This window comes from Halopseudomonas pachastrellae, assembly GCF_900114765.1.
Lineage (GTDB): Bacteria > Pseudomonadota > Gammaproteobacteria > Pseudomonadales > Pseudomonadaceae > Halopseudomonas > Halopseudomonas pachastrellae.
Window position 1 is genome coordinate 186,696 of the sequence record NZ_FOUD01000005.1, and the last position, 16,544, is coordinate 203,239.

Here is a 16,544-nt window from a genome sequence, read left to right on the forward strand (position 1 = left end):
GTTGATGAGGTGTACTCATGTTAGGTGTAACCCCCGCCGCCCGTGATGGGCAGGCGACAGGGGCCAAAGGGCTCAGAAACGGTATTTGGCCGTTGCTGTCACGCTACGCGGTGCGCCATAGGTCAGTGCGCCGTACGCGTCGAAGATGTCGAAGTATTTTTCATCCGTGACGTTGTTGGCGTTGATCTGCGCCGACAGGTTGTCGGTGATGTCGTAGCGGGCCATCAGGTTGACCAGCGCGTAGGCGTCCTGCTGGATCTTCTCCTGTTGGTTGGACGGGTTGGTTGCGTAGGTGTAGATGCTGTCTTGCCAATTCACACCGCCGCCAATGGTCAAGCGGCTCCAGTCGCCGGCAAAGCGGTAGGTGGTGAAGGTGCGCAGCAGTTTGGTCGGGTAGAGGGTGTTGGTGTCGTCGCCGTTACCGTCTTCCACCTCAAACTGGGTGTAGCCGGCGCTCAGATTCCAGCCGGGCATGATCTCGCCGGATACTTCCAGCTCGAAGCCCTTGCTGACGGCCTCGCTCTCGACGTAGGCAAAGCCCAGTGCCGGTTCTGCCGGGTCAATGCGCACGCCGGTGTTTGAGCCCAGGTTGTCCTGCTTGATCTGGAAGATGGCGGCAGAGGCATTCAGCGCGCCGTCGTAGAACTCGCCCTTCAGGCCCATTTCGTAGCTTTCGCCGACGATCGGCTGCAGCTGCTGGTTGCTAGCGTTCTTCTCTGACTGGGGCTGGAATACATCGGTATAGCTGGCATAGGCCGACAGGGTGTTGCTCAGGTCGTAGATGATACCGGCATAAGGTGTGACTTCACCGTGCACATCCAGTGTCGAGAGGGTATCGCGGAGGTAGTCGAACTCGGTTTTCTCGTAATCGCTGACGCGTGCACCGAGAATCACCTTGAGGTCATCGGTGAGGTTCAGGCGGGTGACCCCGTAGTAGCCCTTTTGGATAGTCTCGCCGGAGCCGTAAGGCGTCAGGCCGGACCAGGTCGGTGCCGGGTGATCGCCGTCGTAGGCATCAAAGTCGGGTACGGTGGGTGAGCCGGCCAGTACTGCCCGTGAGTCGGCGTCGAAGTCCTGCTTGCTGTAGATGTAGCCGAAAGCCACTTCATGGTCGCGGTTGAACAGGGAGACAGGGCCGCTGAAGCGCACGCTGTAATCGTCTTGAACGGTGTTGACGTTGTAGGAGCCGGCCATGGCGCTCATTGGCGAGCTGCCGTTGCGGCCGGGATTTCCATACAGATAGAGCAGGTAGGAGTCAGCCTCGCGCTCGCCGCGGTTGTAGCTCAAGTTGAGCTGCCAGCCGTTGCCCAGCTCGTGATCAAGATTGACGAAGTAGGTGTCGTAGCTGGTGTCCCACTTGCTCCAGTCGGCGGAGGTGGTCTTGGAGCGACTCCAGTCGGTGCGCGAGCCGTCGGCATACCAGATCGGCAGCGCGCCCCACATGGGCGAGTCGGAGGTGTTTTCCTGGCGGCTAAGGCCAAACCACAGCGTGGTTTCCTCGCTCAGGTCGACATCCATGGTGCCGTACAGGGTCTCGGTCTGGTTGGCATGCATGTCGATCCAGCTGTCGCCATCCTGATACTCCCCAACGAGGCGGCCACGCACCGTGCCAGCGTCATTCAGCGCAAAGGAGACATCGCCGAGGGTGCTGTAGGTATCCCAGGTGCCGGCGCTCAGCTCAACCGAGCCGGTCAGATCGCGGCTGCTGGCGCGCTTGCGGGCCAGGTTCAGTGAGGCTGACGGGTCGCCTGAGCCGGTCATCAGGCCGTTGGCTCCGCGCACAACCTCTACTCGGTCGTACATGGCCAGGCTGCTGAATATTTCGCCCGAGCTCCAGGGTTGCTCCCAGATAGTGGGCACGCCGTCGATCATCAGTGCGTTGATGGCAAAGCCGCGCGCGTTGAACTGGGCGCGAGTGGTCTCGTAGCGGTTTACAGATACACCGGTGGCGTTGTTGACCACATCGAGAATGTTCTGCATGTCCTGATCTTCAATGCGCTGCCGGGTTACCACGCTGACCGACTGCGGGGTTTCGCGCAGTGACAGACTCAGCGGGGTCGCGGTGCGGGCCGCTTCGGCAGTGTAGGACTCGCTGCCTTCGGTTGTGGTGCGACGTTCGCCCTGGCCGGTCACGGTCAGTGGCGCGAGCTCGGTAGGCTGGTCTGGGCTGGCCTGCTGCGCCAACGCCGGCAGGCTGGTCAGCGCGGTACCGGCGGCAAGCAGGTGGACTGTGATGGCGAGCGGGCGCAGAGCGTTGGTTGACCTGGCTTTGGGCGAGGCAGTACGAGCGACGGGGAGTGCAGACATGGAGGAGGGTCCTGAATGTCGAGGGTTGGCAAAAACGGGTTAGTCTTAATGATAAGGATTTGCATTCTATTTGTGTAAAAACAGTAAAGCAAACTGTCTCGCAAGCTGTTTCTGCCAGAGGGGATAAGACGGGGTGGCGGTGTGGCCTGCTCAGCGCTCAGGCCACAAGGAAGGGGGGGATAACCTGGATGGTCGGGCGCCTGGCTGGCGCCGTAGACGTTACTGAATACGCAGCGGCTCGAAGTCGCCCAGCGCACTGCGGCTCCAGGCAAGCAGCTCGCTGGCCAGTTGCTCGCTGGCCGTGCCGAAGTGGTTAACCACCGATTCAATGGCAGTGTCCTCAAGCGGCTGCTGGATGCTGAAGCGCTTGGCCGCGAGCACTGCGCGGGTACTCGGGTCGATCAGCTTGGCGTCCAGTTCGATGACCACGCTGGCCTGTTCGCCCTGATAGCGGGTCTGAAACTCGCGCAAGTCGCTCATCAGGTGAACGTCTGCCTGCAGGGATTGGGTCTCGGTGCTGACGGCGCTGAAGCTGCCATCCTGTTCAAATGCCTGGACCAGCTGTTCGCGCAGCAGGTTGGGGTTGGGGTCGGCCCAGCGCGCGCCCTGGTAGCTGCTCAGGGTGTTGCCGTCGGGCGAGACCAGAATGCGAATTGTCTGCAGCGCGTTGCTGCTGGACGGCGTGATGATGCGCAGGGCCAGCGGCAGGGGGGCGCCACTGTGCGGTGCCAGATCAGGCGTGGGCAATTGGTAAAAGGTCAGCGGCTCGCGGTCGGGCAGCACGGTGCAGGCTGACAGCGCGCTGGCCAGCAGCAGGCCGGCGGTCAGATGGCGAATGGTCATGGCTGGAACTCCTGTCGCTGGTCACGCCCCAGCAGAAAACGTGCAGGGTCGTCCTGCAGGCGGCGGGTAAGGTTGCGCAGCTCGGCCAGGGTGTCGCGCAGTTCGTTGATTGCCGGGTCGAGCTGGCCAAGGCCCTGCATGCCGCTTTTCAGGGCGTAGCGGTTCTCGCTGAGAATCTGCTCCAGCTGGGCACTGGTATCGGCCACCGACGCCATGGTCTGGCGGGCGCTCTGCAGGGTCTGGGCGCCTTCCTGATTGAGCAACTGATCGGCATCGGCAATCAGCCGGCTGCTGTTCTCCAGCGTCTGGGTAGCGGCCTCGCTGGTGCTGCGCAACTCGGCGATCAGTTGCTGCAGGTTGCCGTTGGGGTCAGCGATGCTCTGGGTGGCCTGGTTCAGACCTTCGAGGGTTTCGCTGAGGTGTCTGACGTTGTTCTCCGACAGCACGTCGCCGGCATTGACCACCAGTTTGTTGATGTTGGTCATCAGGTCTTCGCCGTTGCTCAGCAGGCTGGCCAGTGGCGAAGGTGTTGCGTAGATGACCGGGTCTTCGCCGCGTTTTGCGGTGAGCGGCGGGCTGTTCGGGTCGTTGTGAGTCAGCTCGATCACCGAGTTGCCGGTGATGCCGGTGAAGGACAGGCGCGCTTTGGTGTCCTGTTTGATTGGCACGTCGGCGTCGATCAGGATGCGTGCGCGAACGATGCGCGGATCATCGTGATCCAGACTCAGTTCGGTGATCTCGCCAATACGGATACCGCTGAACTGCACCGCACTGCCGCGCGAAAGGCCGGTTACCGCCTGCTTGAACACCACGGTGTAGTAGTTCTGTTCGCTGCTGGTGCTGGCGCTGCTCAGCCAGATGGCGAAAATAATGGAGGCCAGCGTCGCGAGGACGGTGAACAGGCCGATCAGCACATGATTGGCTCGGGTTTCCATGGACAGGCTTACTCCTTGGCCGGGGTAGGTTGCTGATAGGCGGCGGCGCGACCGCGCGGCCCGTGAAAGTAGTCCTGAATCCAGGCGTCGCGGGTGTCGGCAACGCGTTCCAGGGTGTCGGCGATCAGTACGCGTTTTTGCGACAGTACCGCTACCCGGTCGCAGATGGCATACAGGGTATCGAGATCGTGAGTTACCAGAAAGACGCTCAGCCCCAGCGCATCGCACAGGGTGCGGATCAACTGGTCAAAGGCGGCGGCGCCAATCGGGTCGAGGCCGGCGGTCGGCTCATCAAGAAACAGAATGTCCGGGTCCAGCGCCAGGGCGCGGGCCAGCGCGGCGCGCTTGACCATGCCGCCGGAGAGCATCGACGGGTACTTGTCTCCGGCGCCCGGGGGCAGCCCGGTCAGCGCGATCTTCATGCGTGCCAGGTGTTCGGCGTCTTCGCGGGGCAGGCCGGCATGCTCAATCAGCGGCAGGGCGATGTTCTCGACCACGGTCAGTGACGAGAACAGGGCACCGGACTGGAACAGTACGCCAAAGCGCCGCTCCTGTTCCGAGCGGGCCTGGGGCGACAGCGTCTGCAGGTCTTTGCCAAACACCTTGACCGACCCTGCGTTTGGACGCCGCAGGCCAACGATTGAGCGCAGCAATACCGACTTGCCGGTACCTGAGCCGCCGACCACGCCGAGTACCTCGCGCGGCAGAATATCCAGATCCAGGTTGTCGTGTACGGTCTGGCTGCCAAAGCGGTTAACCAGCCCGCGCACCTCCACTACCGGGGTTGTAGTCCTGTCTGTGCTCACCAGCCCATCTCCATGTAGAACAGGGCCGCCAGGGCATCGACCAGAATCACCACGAAGATGCACTGCACGACGCTGGAGGTGGTGTGTTCACCGACCGATTCGGCGCTGCCGGACACCTTGAAGCCTTCCATGCAGCCGATCACCGCGATCAGAAAGGCAAACACCGGCGCCTTGGCCAGGCCCAGCAAAAAGTGCTGCACCTCAACGTTCTCCTGCAGCATGCTGATGAACATGGTGGGGGAGATGTGCAGGCTGAAGGCGCAGACCATGGCGCCGCCCAGCAAACCCGAGAGCATGGCGATAAAGGTCAGCGCCGGCAGGGTGATCAGCAGCGCGATGACGCGCGGCAGCACCAGCAGCTCCAGCGGGTTAAGGCCGAGCGCGCGGATAGCGTCGATCTCTTCATTGGCTTTCATGGAGCCGATCTGGGCGGTGAAGGCACTGGCGGTGCGCCCGGCCATCAGGATGGCCGTCAGCAGCACGCCAAACTCGCGCAAGAAGGAGAAGGCCACCAGGTCAACGGTGAAAATGGCCGCGCCAAAGGTCTGCAGCACAGTAGCGCCCAAAAAGGCGATGACCGCACCAACCATAAAGGTCAGCAGGGCCACGATGGGGATGGCATCGATCCCGGTCTGTTCAATCTGGGCCGCAACGGCGGTCAGACGCCAGCGCGCCGGGCGCAGCAGGTTGCCGAGCAGGCCGCTTAGAGTCAGGCCGATAAAGCCGAGCAGTTCGCGCAGATCCGCCGCGAGTACCTGCATCTTGGCGCCGATACGCTCCAGCAGAATCACTACCGGGTTGAGCTCGGGGCCGGGCTCGGGGTCCGGCTCGGGCTGAATGTCCGCCAGGCGCTGCAGCAGGGCACGACGCTCGCTGGAAAGCGATTGGTCCTGTTCCACCAGTTGCTGCAGGCGGCTGTGCCCGAGCAGATCGGCCAGTAGCTGACCGCCGGCTGTGTCCATGCTGGTGATGGCGCTGACGTCTACGTCGGCTGCGTTGTCAGGGGCGCTGGAAAGGTCGCTCAACTGCGCGCGCAAGGCGCTGTAGTTGGCCAATGTCCAGTCGCCGGCAAGGCGCAAAGCGCTGCCGTTGTCGGTTGTCTGGATAAAGGAGGAGGTGTCGGCGTGGGGCATGGTGTTGGCCCGCGTCGGTTCAGGACGCGGGCCGTTGCATCAGGATTTGCGCTTGATGCCGAAGTCCTCGGACAGGGTGCCCGGGCCGTTGGCTTCTTTCGGCGCGTAGTCGCGCGGCGGCTCCAGCGAGTCGAAGGCCGGGTCCTTGCGGTTGCGGCTCTCGCCAACGGTGCCGCCTTCCTGGTCTAGCGCTGCCAGCAGGCGTTGGCGGGTCATGTCGTCCGGGGCCAGCTCCATTGCGCCGTGGGTCAGGTGCTCCTGGATGTCCTGATAGCTGCGGTTCAGGCGACTGGCCAGGGTGGCGGTGGTCTTGAAGTGGGTGGCGACTTCTTGCTGATACTCTTCAAAGCGCAGCTGCAGGCTTTCGAGCTGGGCCTGAGCGCTGCCGCTGGTGCCGCCACTGACGCGACGTGACACCTGAGCCAGTACGATGCCGATAACAATTCCGACTGCCAGCGCGACGGCTGTTGCAATCCACAGGTTCTCGCTTGCTTCCACTTTGGGTCCCTCATCTATCGGTTGGTGCGTTCAGGGCAGTGCACCTTGCTTTGGCTTACGGTAAACAGTTTTAGCTGGCAAGGCCAGCAGGCCGTTGAAATTCTGCCTGAATTGGCGCGTTGCGTTTAAACCGGTCGCTAGCGCTGGTTTGCCCCGCAGGCGTGCCGCGTTGGTTGGCGACAGCTCTAATGGCTGCGACCACGTTGCTCAGCCTGAACAGCGGTATGACTGCCAGCTTGTCAGGGCAAAGACGCAAAGGCCAGAATACGGCTTTTGAGTGTTGCGCCTTCGGCAGGTTCCGCTGGTGCGACGCCCGGTCACGCATTGCAGTCACGGAGTATCCCGAATGAGTCGAGCTGGCGAACAAAGTCTGATGATCGACGGCCCGGCGGGCCCGTTGGAGGCTGTTCTGACCGAGGGGGAGCGCGAGGGCGTGCTGGCGGTCATTTGCCACCCCAATCCGATCCAGGGCGGCACTATGCAGAACAAGGTGGTGCACACCTTGATGCGCACGGCCCGCGATCTGGGCGCCAGTACCTTGCGCTTTAATTTCCGTGGGGTCGGGGCCAGCGCCGGGGAGCATGATTACGGCAATGGTGAAGTGGATGACTGCCTGGCGGTGCTTGATTGGGCACAGAACAATCTTGCAGTACGCGAGCTCTGGCTGCTGGGCTTCTCCTTTGGCGGCTACGTTGCAGCCGCTGCAGCCTCGCGACTGGAGCAGTGGCCGCAGCGCCTGGTGCTGGTCGCCCCTTCGGTAGAAAAGCAGGCTTTTCATTTGCTCAAACCGCTGGCTGGCCCGGTCAGTGTGATGATGGGCGAGGCCGACGATGTGGTCGCGCCGCAGGCCGTTTACGCCGCCTTTGCCGACGAACAGGACGCCGAGGTGGTTCGCTTTGCCGACACCGGTCATTTCTTCCACGGCAAGCTGGTGCCGCTGAAGGCCGAGGTGGAGCGGGTTCTGGCTGCAGAGGCTTGATTGCCAAGGGGCGGTGCTGGCGTTAGAGTATCGGCCCCCGTTTGCCCCTATTGGTGTCTCGCGCATGTCTCCCCTGGAACGATACAAGGCGGACCTCCAGCGTCCCGATTTCTTTCATGATCCTGCCCAGGAACGGGCGGTCAGGCATCTGCAGCGTCTGTACGACGAGCTGATTGCCAGCGACCAGACCCGGCCGGGCCTGCTTGATCGTCTGCGCAAACGCAAGCCGGAGCCTGTTAAAGGGCTGTATTTCTGGGGTGGCGTGGGGCGCGGCAAGACCTATCTGGTCGACACCTTCTATGACGCCTTGCCCTTTGACCGCAAGATGCGCACGCACTTTCACCGCTTCATGCAGCGCGTGCACCATGAGCTGAAAGGGCTCAAGGGGCAGAAGAACCCGCTCAAACTGATTGCCGAGCGCTTTGCCGGCGAGGCGCGGGTGATCTGTTTCGACGAGTTCTTCGTCTCTGATATTACCGATGCGATGATTCTGGGCAGCCTGATGGAAGAGCTGTTTGCCCAGGGCGTAACCCTGGTGGCTACCTCCAATATCGTGCCCGACGGTCTGTACAAGGACGGCCTGCAGCGCGCGCGTTTTCTGCCGGCGATTGCGCTGCTGAACAGCTGCACTGAGGTGGTCAACGTGGATAACGGCGTGGACTACCGCCTGCGGGCGCTGGAGCAGGCCGAACTCTATCACTACCCGCTCGACTGCGAGGCGGACGCCAGCCTGCGGCGCAGCTTTGAGAGTCTGGTGCCTGATCTGGCCAGCGTCAGTGAAAACGAAGCCCTGATCATCGAGAATCGCCCGATCCAGTCGCTGCGAGTCTGTGAGGATGTGGCCTGGTTCGAGTTTCGCGCCCTGTGCGACGGTCCGCGCAGCCAGAACGACTACATCGAGCTGGGCCGGGTGTTCCACGCGGTGCTGATCGCCAATGTCGAGCAGATGAACGTGGCCAAGGATGATATGGCGCGGCGCTTTATCAACTTGGTGGACGAGTTCTACGACCGCAACGTCAAGCTGATCATCTCGGCTGAAGTGCCGCTCAAGGATCTGTACGCCGGCGGGCGGCTGGAGTTTGAATTCCAGCGCACCTTGAGCCGTCTGCTGGAAATGCAGTCCCACGAGTTTTTGGCGCGGCCGCACAAACCCTGAGCCAGGCACTCACTCCGCTGAGGCGCGGCCGCTTTGCAGATGCGAGCGGCGAAAGGCATTGGGTGACAGCCCGGTGTGCTGGCGAAACAGACGGGCGAAGAAGCTGGCATCGTCGTAGCCGATGTCGTAGCTGATGGTCTTGATGCTCTGGGTGCCGGTAACCAGCAGGGTTTTGGCCATCTCGATCCGCAGTCGCTGCAGGTAGTGCAGCGGCTTGTCGCCGGTAGCCTGATGGAAGCGACGCATGAAGTTGCGAATGCTCATGCCGTGGCGGCTGGCGACATCCTCAAAGCGAAACTTCTCCGCAAAATGCTGCTCCAGCCACTGCTGGATCTGCAGTATTGCCATGTCCTGGTGCATTTTCTGACCGCCGAAGCCGATGACGCCGGGAGTGTAGCTGCGTTGCACTTCATAGAACACATCGCGCGCCAGCGTGCGTGATACCTCTGGGCTGCACAGGCGCTCCGCCAGGTGCACGAACAGATCGCGCCCCGAGCTGATGCCGGCTGCGCACAGCGACTGCCCGGCGTCGGTCAGGTGCTTGTCGCGGCGCAGGTCCACCGCGGGGAAGCGCCGGGCGAACTCGTCATGGAAGCGCCAGTAGGTAGTGGCTTCCTTGCCGTCCAGCAGGCCGGCGGCGGCCAGCCAAAATGCACCGGTTGCCACGGCGCCGATCAATACGCCCTTCTCATATTGCTGTCTCAGCCACGGCAGTAATTGCGGGTAGCTTTGCTGCAGGCTGTCAAAGTCGGCCCAGAACGCCGGCAGGATGATCAGCTGTGGCTCAATCTCTTCGATGCTGGCCTGGGCGATGATCGGGTCACCACTGAAGCTGGTCACCGGCTTGCCGTCAGTTGAGACGATCAAGGTATCGAAACCGGGTGCTAGCCCCAGCCCCTGCTGCCGCCCGGTATTCAGGCTGGCCATATAAAAGAAGTCTTTGGCCTGGGTCAGGGTCGAGGAGATGGTGTGGTCGGTCGCGAGGATCGCCACCTGGCGCAGGGTGCTGTTGGGCATATTGTTATCTTTATGGGGTAGAACGGACAGAACTGGCCGAAATGGCGTTTTGCAGTGTCTATCGGTCGGCAGGGCGGGGTCAAGTGTTGTGGCGAGGGGCGCCCGTGACGGGCGCCCGGAGGGAGGGTCAGGGGGCGGGGTTGGGCTGGCTCTGGTGGATTTCGGCAATCGCCTTGAGCACGCTGTCGGTCAGGCCCATGTTGATGCTGCTCAGGTTGCGGTTGAGCTGGTCCATGTTGGTCGCGCCGATGATGTTGCTGGTAACAAAGGGTTGGCGGGTGACAAAGGCCAGCGCCATCTGGGCCGGGTCCATGCCGTGGTCGCGGGCCAGTTGCACGTAACGCGCGCAGGCTTTCTGGGCCTGCGGGTTGCTGTAGCGTACGAAGCGCTCATACAGCGTCAGGCGCGCCTTTTCCGGACGCAGACCGTTGAGGTATTTGCCGGTCAATGCGCCAAAGGCCAGCGGTGAGTAGGCCAGCAGGCCGATCTGCTCGCGCATCGACATTTCCGCCAGGCCAACCTCGTAGGTGCGGTTGAGCAGGTTGTAGGGGTTCTGAATGGAGGCCATGCGCGGCCAGCCACGGCTGTCGGCTAGGTGCAGAAACCGGCTGACGCCCCACGGGGTCTCATTGGACAGTCCGATGTGCCGGACCTTGCCCGCCTTGACCAGGCCGTCCAGCGCTTCCAGTGTGTCTTCGAAGGCGGTCAGCTCATCGTCCGGGTTGTGGCGGTAGCCCAGTTGCCCGAAAAAGTTGGTTTCGCGGTCGGGCCAGTGCAACTGGTACAGGTCGACGTAATCGGTTTGCAGGCGCTTGAGGCTGCCGTCAATGGCTTCATTGATATGGGTCTTGGTGAAGCGGGTCCGCCCGTCACGCAGGTAGCTCATGCCGTTGCCCGGGCCGGCTATTTTGCTGGCCAGAATCCACTTGTCGCGCTCGCCGCGCTGGGCAAAGAAGTTGCCGATGATGGTTTCGGTGGCGCCGTAGGTGTCGCCCTTGGGCGGTACCGGGTACATCTCGGCGGTGTCGATGAAGTTGACCCCGGCATCGCGGGCGCGGTCAATCTGGGCGAAGGCTTCCTGCTGCGTGTTCTGTTCACCCCAGGTCATGGTGCCGAGGCAGAGGGCGCTGACCTTAAGGTTGCTGCGGCCGAGAGGGCGGTATTGCATTGGGTGCTCCTTGGATTGCCTTGGGATGCTTGCTTATCTGGACTGGTGTTTTGCGCGATTGTTCTGTTATTGGGTGCTGAACGCCGACATTCAACCGATCTTGCGCCCTGCGCCCGCGTATTGGAATAGTGTCTGGCGGGGACGCTGCGATCACGCTGGCGAGTGAAATAAAGGTTGAATTTTTTCAGCCGATTGGCATAATGCCGCGCACTCTCGACAGGATGCCTAGCCTGTCGTTGTTGTTACAGCACAGATGCCACCCAGACCCACGCAGCCCCCACTGAGTGTCTGTTCTAGGCTTTGTTGTCTTGTAAAAACACATTTCGTTCTGTAAGATTCGCCGTCTTCTTATTAAGGCGGCCTCTGAGGCTAGGATTGATGAAAACTTTCAGCGCAAAACCTGAAACCGTAAAACGCGACTGGTACGTCGTGGATGCCGAAGGTCTGACCCTGGGTCGCCTGGCTACCGAAGTTGCCTCGCGTCTGCGCGGTAAGCACAAGCCCGAATACACCCCGCACGTTGATACCGGTGACTACATCGTCATTATTAATGCCGAGAAAGTTCACGTAACCGGTAACAAGGTTCAGGACAAGATCTACTACAGCCACTCCGGTTTCCCGGGCGGCATCAAGTCGATCAACTTTGAGAAGCTGATCCAGCGCGCTCCTGAGCGTGTGATCGAATCTGCCGTCAAAGGCATGTTGCCGAAGAACCCCCTGGGTCGTGCAATGTATCGCAAGATGAAGGTGTACAAAGGCACCGCTCATCCGCATGCTGCACAACAGCCCCAAGAACTGAAGATCTAAGGAGTTCACCATGTCGGCGACACAAAACTACGGCACTGGCCGTCGTAAAACTGCCACCGCTCGCGTATTCCTGCGTCCGGGTTCTGGCAATATCTCCATCAACAATCGCAGCCTGGAGAACTTCTTCGGCCGCGAGACCGCTCGCATGGTTGTCCGTCAGCCGCTTGAGCTGACCGAGAGCACCGAGAAGTTTGACGTATACGTCACTGTCAGCGGTGGTGGTATCTCCGGTCAGGCTGGCGCCATCCGTCACGGTATCACCCGTGCCCTGATGGAGTACGACGAGACTCTGCGCAGCGAACTGCGTAAAGCGGGCTACGTCACCCGTGACGCTCGTGAAGTTGAGCGTAAGAAAGTGGGTCTGCGTAAAGCGCGTAAGCGTCCGCAATACTCCAAGCGTTAATCTTCGATTGCGCTGCAAAACGCCCGGGCTCCGGAAGGAGTGCCGGGCGTTTTCGTGTCTGCGGCAAGATGTCGCGTCGACTATTCTTGTTTGCAAGTCCCTGAATGGCGGGGAATTCGGTATAGTGTCGGCCTTCTTGGGAGTGGGATATCACCTTGTCAAAAAAGGGGTTTTTCATTACCATCTGATTCATTTTGTGCAGGCTGTTCAACTTTGAAAAGGCCTTGTAAAAAGGTCAGAAATTAGCTGATGGGAGACGACTGGATGAGTAATGACGGCGTGAATAATGGCCGGCGTCGCTTCCTGGTGGCAGCCACGAGTGTGGTAGGTGCCGCCGGAGCAGTGGGGGCAGCAACCCCCTTTGTGGGGGCTTGGTTCCCCAGCGCCCGAGCCAAGGCGGCTGGTGCGCCGGTGAAGGTAAATATCAGCAAGATCGAGCTGGGGCAGCAGATTGTAGTGGAATGGCGCGGTCAGCCCGTGTTCGTCTCCCACCGCTCGCCCGAAGCCCTCGCTCTGCTGGATGAGACCGACTCCATCGTGGCGGACCCGCAATCCGCTGCTTCCAACCAGCCGGAGTACGTGGACGGTAAGACCCGCGCCATCAAACCGGAGTTCCTGGTTGTCATGGGCGTGTGCACCCACCTGGGCTGCTCTCCGCTGTTCAAGCCGGAAGTGGCTGCTGCCGACATGGGCGCTGACTGGAAAGGCGGCTACTTCTGCCCTTGTCACGGCTCCCACTACGACATGTCCGGTCGTGTCCACAAGGGGCAGCCTGCGCCTCTGAACCTGCCGGTACCGCCTTATTCTTACGAGACTGATGACGTGATCGTGATCGGCGTGGATCAGGAGAGCGCCTGATGAACAAACTGATGCAGTGGGTGAATGAGCGGATGTCCGTCACTCAGGTGATGGAAGATCACCTGACCAAATACTACGCTCCCAAGAACTTCAACTTCTTCTACTTCTTTGGCTCGCTGGCCATGCTGGTGCTGGTTAACCAGCTGGTAACCGGTATCTGGCTGACCATGAGCTACGAGCCGTCTGCCGATGGCGCGTTCGCCTCTGTCGAGTACATCATGCGTGATGTCGAGTACGGCTGGCTGCTGCGTTATCTGCACTCCACCGGCGCCTCTGCGTTCTTCGTCGTTATCTACCTGCACATGCTGCGTGGCCTGATGTACGGCTCCTACCAGAAGCCGCGTGAGCTGATCTGGCTGTTCGGTATGCTGATCTACCTGGTGCTGATGGGTGAGGCCTTCATGGGCTACCTGCTGCCCTGGGGGCAGATGTCCTACTGGGGTGCCCAGGTGATCATCTCGCTGTTCGGTGCGATTCCGTTCATTGGTCCGGATCTGGCCCAGTGGGTGCGTGGTGACTTCCTGATCTCCGGTATCACTCTGAACCGCTTCTTTGCTCTGCACGTGATTGCGCTGCCGATCGTGCTGCTGGGTCTGGTTGTGCTGCACATCATTGCGCTGCACGAAGTCGGCTCCAACAACCCGGACGGTATCGATATCAAGAAGTACAAGGACGAGAACGGCAAGCCGCTGGACGGCATCGCCTTCCACCCTTACTACACCGTCAAGGACATCGTTGGCGTTGTGGTCTTCCTGTTCGTGTTCTGCTCCATCGTGTTCTTCTTCCCGGAGATGGGGGGTTACTTCCTCGAGAAGCCGAACTTTGAAATCGCCAACCAGCTGAAGACGCCGGATCACATTGCCCCGGTATGGTACTTCACGCCGTTCTACGCAATTCTGCGTGCGGTTCCGTCCATTGCAGGTTCTGCCTTCCCGGGCGTACTGGCGATGGGTGCTGCGATCGCGATTCTGTTTGTGTTGCCCTGGCTGGACCGTAGCCCGGTTCGCTCCATCCGCTACAAAGGCTGGATGAGCAAGCTGTGGCTGGTGATCTTCTGCGTCTGCTTCGTGATTCTGGGTGTTCTGGGTGCTATCCCGTCCACTCCGGGTCGTACCTTGCTGTCGCAGGTTTGCACCGTTCTGTATTTCGCCTTCTTCATCCTGATGCCGTTCTACACCCGGATGGAGAAGACCAAACCGGTTCCGGAGAGGGTTACTGGCTAATGAAAAAACAACTGATTGCCCTGATGTTTGCGCTGGTACCGGCACTGGCCTCGGCCGCTGGTGGCAGCGGCTACCACCTGGATGAAGCCAACGTCGATCTGACCGACAAGGCTGCCCTGCAGGATGGCGCGCGTACCTTCGTCAACTACTGCATGGGTTGCCACTCGGCTCAGTACCAGCGCTATGAGCGCGTGGCTAATGACCTAGGTATTCCCGAGCAGCTGATGCTGGACAACCTGGTCTTCACTGAGGGCACCCTGATCGGTGACCACATGAAGAACGGCATGCGCGGTGAAGATGCCAAGACCTGGTTTGGTGCGGCGCCGCCGGACCTGACACTGGTCGCTCGCGTGCGTGGTACTGACTGGTTGTACACCTATCTGCGTACCTTCTATGAAGATCCGTCTCGCCCGCTGGGCGCCAACAACAAGGTATTCCCCAACGTGGGCATGCCGAATGTGCTGGCCGAGCTGCAGGGGCGCCAGGTGATTGGCTGTAAGGCCATGCCGGTGAAGGATGAGAGCGGCAACATCATGCGCGACACCCTGAGCGGCGAGATCGTCAAGGACGAGCAGTGCGATGTGCTGACCGTGGTGCCGGATACCGGTACCCAGACCGAGGAAGAGTTTGATACCACCGTGCGTAACCTGGTGAGCTTCCTGGCCTACTCGGCTGACCCGATCAAGCTGGAGCGTCATCGTATCGGTGTCTACGTGCTGCTGTACCTGGCTTTCCTGTTTGTGTTCGCCTACCTGCTCAAGCGCGAATACTGGCGTGATGTCCATTGATCGCCTGTATGCCTGAGTGATCACTGCGCGCCCCTTGCGGGCGCGCAGTCGTTTCTGGGGTATAATGGCCGTTCGTGTGCGCGGGCCTGCCCGCGCTTGTTTATTTAGGGTGCCATGCAGGGCTCCTGCCGCAGTCCTTTAAAGGATGAGGGTTGAAATATGGGCGTTACCGCCAACAAGCGTTCCTCCATGGCGTTTTTCTCTGACCCGCTTGACCACTACTGCCATCGGGTCCGGATCGTACTGGCGGAGAAGGGGGTCACAGTCGACGTGGTCGACGTAGAACCCGGTGATTACCCCCAGGAACTGGCTGAAAACAATCCCTATAACAGTGTGCCGACACTGCTTGATCGTGATCTGGTGCTCTACGAGCCCAACATCATGATGGAATACCTGGATGAGCGTTTCCCGCATCCGCCGTTGCTGCCGGTCTACCCGGTGGCGCGGGCCAACAGCCGCCTGCTGATGTACCGCGTGCAGCGTGATTGGTGCCGTCTGGTCGATATTATTGTCGACCCCAAGAGCGCCAGCGCCGAAGTGACGCGGGCTCGCAAGGAGCTGCGCGAAAGTCTGACCGGCGTTGCGCCGGTGTTCGCTGAAATGCCGTTTTTCATGAGCGATGAGTTCAGTCTGGTGGACTGCTGTATCGCACCCATCTTGTGGCGTCTGCCGCAGCTCGGTGTCGAGTTGCCCAAGCAGGCCAAGCCACTGCAAGACTATATGGAGCGGATATTCCAGCGCGAAGGCTTTATCGCCAGCCTCTCGCCGGCTGAGCGGGACATGCAATAGTCAATCTGAACCTTTGAGGAGACAGGCATGACCGAGATGAACTCTAGCCGGCCCTATCTGGTGCGCGCGCTGTACGAGTGGATCCTGGACAACCAGTGCACGCCGTACCTGCTGGTTAACGCCGAGTATCCGGATACCGCCGTACCGGCGGGTTTTGTGGAAGACGGGCAAATCGTGCTCAATCTGTCGCCGAGTGCGGTGCGTCAGCTGGATATGGATAACGACCGTATCTGCTTTGATGGCCGCTTTGGTGGTGTTGCCCAGCAGGTCTGGATTCCGGCTGGTGCGGTAATGGCGATTTACGCGCGCGAGAATGGGCAAGGTATGGTCTTTGAGCTGGAGCCCAGCTCGCCGCCGCCAGATGACGGCCCGGGTGAGGACGATGCCGCTCCGAGCAGGCCAGAACCCGGCCGGCCGGCGCTGAAAGTGGTGAAGTGATTTTTGCTCGCCAACAGTACCAACAAAAAGCCCCGCAAATGCGGGGCTCAGACTGCTGACAAAGCCCCTAGCCGAAAGGCGGGGGCTTTTGTTTAATGGGTTGTCGTTTATCGCAGGCCAACCCGATGCTCAAACCCCCTTCACCCAAACAACACGCGCTGGAGATGGTCACCCTCGAAGAACTGGTGCCAGCTGACCATCTGCTGCGCAAGATCGCCCAGCACATTGATTTCGAGTTCATTCGTCCTGCCACCCAGCACCTGTATTGTGCTGACAACGGTCGCCCGGCGATTGACCCGGTCACTCTGTTCAAGATGCTGTTTATTGGCTACCTGTTCGGCGTGCGCAGCGAACGACAGTTAATGCGCGAGATTCAGGTTAACGTTGCCTATCGCT

Annotated in this window: 18 protein-coding genes; 10 read left to right on the top strand and 8 right to left on the bottom strand. The window is 60.7% G+C overall.

The features are described from left to right. Window positions 1-72: 72 nt before the first annotated feature. The 6 genes from BM116_RS05645 to BM116_RS05670 form a co-directional block, all read right to left on the bottom strand. Complete coding sequence (locus tag BM116_RS05645) at window positions 73-2,307, bottom strand: TonB-dependent siderophore receptor (protein WP_083728916.1); 2,235 nt, start codon at window positions 2,305-2,307, stop codon at window positions 73-75. A 219-nt stretch (window positions 2,308-2,526) separates the two neighbouring features. Further along, entirely contained in the window at window positions 2,527-3,150 is a 624-nt protein-coding gene (locus tag BM116_RS05650) for an ABC-type transport auxiliary lipoprotein family protein (RefSeq protein WP_083728918.1), read from the bottom strand. Then, a complete protein-coding gene (locus BM116_RS05655; RefSeq protein WP_083728920.1) occupies window positions 3,147-4,085 on the bottom strand; it encodes an MlaD family protein in 939 nt (312 codons plus the stop codon). Before BM116_RS05655 ends, BM116_RS05650 begins: the two co-directional genes overlap by 4 nt. A gap of 8 nt (window positions 4,086-4,093) precedes the next feature. Next, entirely contained in the window at window positions 4,094-4,891 is a 798-nt protein-coding gene (locus BM116_RS05660; RefSeq protein WP_083728922.1) for an ABC transporter ATP-binding protein, read from the bottom strand. Further along, the gene (locus BM116_RS05665) at window positions 4,888-6,024 is read right to left on the bottom strand and encodes an ABC transporter permease (protein WP_083728924.1); all 1,137 of its coding nucleotides are present in this window, start codon (window positions 6,022-6,024) and stop codon (window positions 4,888-4,890) included. The genes BM116_RS05660 and BM116_RS05665 overlap by 4 nt, the downstream gene beginning before the upstream one ends. Before the next feature lie 39 nt (window positions 6,025-6,063). Beyond that, entirely contained in the window at window positions 6,064-6,522 is a 459-nt protein-coding gene (locus tag BM116_RS05670) for a Z-ring associated ZapG family protein (RefSeq protein WP_083728926.1), read from the bottom strand. A 346-nt stretch (window positions 6,523-6,868) separates the two neighbouring features. Here BM116_RS05670 and BM116_RS05675 point away from each other — a divergent pair, with 346 nt between their 5' ends. Both BM116_RS05675 and zapE read left to right on the top strand, forming a co-directional pair. Then, window positions 6,869-7,501 (top strand): alpha/beta hydrolase, encoded by a 633-nt coding sequence (locus tag BM116_RS05675; protein WP_083729445.1) that lies wholly within the window; start codon window positions 6,869-6,871, stop codon window positions 7,499-7,501. A gap of 64 nt (window positions 7,502-7,565) precedes the next feature. Next, window positions 7,566-8,657 carry a cell division protein ZapE gene (gene zapE / locus BM116_RS05680; RefSeq protein WP_083729447.1) on the top strand — a complete coding sequence of 364 codons (1,092 nt, stop codon included), beginning with the start codon at window positions 7,566-7,568 and terminating at the stop codon, window positions 8,655-8,657. 9 nt (window positions 8,658-8,666) lie between these two features. On the opposite strand, the gene BM116_RS05685 is transcribed toward zapE, so the two are convergent. Together BM116_RS05685 and BM116_RS05690 are read right to left on the bottom strand one after the other, a co-directional pair. Further along, window positions 8,667-9,674, bottom strand: coding sequence for a GlxA family transcriptional regulator (locus BM116_RS05685; protein ID WP_083729449.1), 1,008 nt, complete (start codon window positions 9,672-9,674; stop codon window positions 8,667-8,669). Window positions 9,675-9,801: 127 nt separating this feature from the next. After that, complete coding sequence (locus BM116_RS05690) at window positions 9,802-10,842, bottom strand: NADP(H)-dependent aldo-keto reductase (protein WP_083729425.1); 1,041 nt, start codon at window positions 10,840-10,842, stop codon at window positions 9,802-9,804. Window positions 10,843-11,220: 378 nt separating this feature from the next. Here BM116_RS05690 and rplM point away from each other — a divergent pair, with 378 nt between their 5' ends. The 8 genes from rplM to BM116_RS05730 form a co-directional block, all read left to right on the top strand. After that, the gene (rplM, locus tag BM116_RS05695) at window positions 11,221-11,649 is read left to right on the top strand and encodes a 50S ribosomal protein L13 (protein WP_083729423.1); all 429 of its coding nucleotides are present in this window, start codon (window positions 11,221-11,223) and stop codon (window positions 11,647-11,649) included. A gap of 10 nt (window positions 11,650-11,659) precedes the next feature. Further along, entirely contained in the window at window positions 11,660-12,052 is a 393-nt protein-coding gene (rpsI, locus tag BM116_RS05700; RefSeq protein ID WP_083729421.1) for a 30S ribosomal protein S9, read from the top strand. A gap of 264 nt (window positions 12,053-12,316) precedes the next feature. After that, complete coding sequence (gene petA, locus BM116_RS05705) at window positions 12,317-12,910, top strand: ubiquinol-cytochrome c reductase iron-sulfur subunit (RefSeq protein WP_083729419.1); 594 nt, start codon at window positions 12,317-12,319, stop codon at window positions 12,908-12,910. Further along, complete coding sequence (locus BM116_RS05710) at window positions 12,910-14,133, top strand: cytochrome b (RefSeq protein WP_083729417.1); 1,224 nt, start codon at window positions 12,910-12,912, stop codon at window positions 14,131-14,133. Before petA ends, BM116_RS05710 begins: the two co-directional genes overlap by 1 nt. Then, entirely contained in the window at window positions 14,133-14,921 is a 789-nt protein-coding gene (locus BM116_RS05715; protein ID WP_083729415.1) for a cytochrome c1, read from the top strand. Before BM116_RS05710 ends, BM116_RS05715 begins: the two co-directional genes overlap by 1 nt. Before the next feature lie 159 nt (window positions 14,922-15,080). Then, window positions 15,081-15,710, top strand: coding sequence for a glutathione S-transferase N-terminal domain-containing protein (locus tag BM116_RS05720; RefSeq protein WP_083729413.1), 630 nt, complete (start codon window positions 15,081-15,083; stop codon window positions 15,708-15,710). 36 nt (window positions 15,711-15,746) lie between these two features. Next, complete coding sequence (locus tag BM116_RS05725; RefSeq protein WP_083729427.1) at window positions 15,747-16,148, top strand: ClpXP protease specificity-enhancing factor; 402 nt, start codon at window positions 15,747-15,749, stop codon at window positions 16,146-16,148. 125 nt (window positions 16,149-16,273) lie between these two features. Then, window positions 16,274-16,544, top strand: a 271-nt coding sequence (locus tag BM116_RS05730; protein WP_139222354.1) for a transposase, incomplete at its 3' end; no start/stop codon positions are given.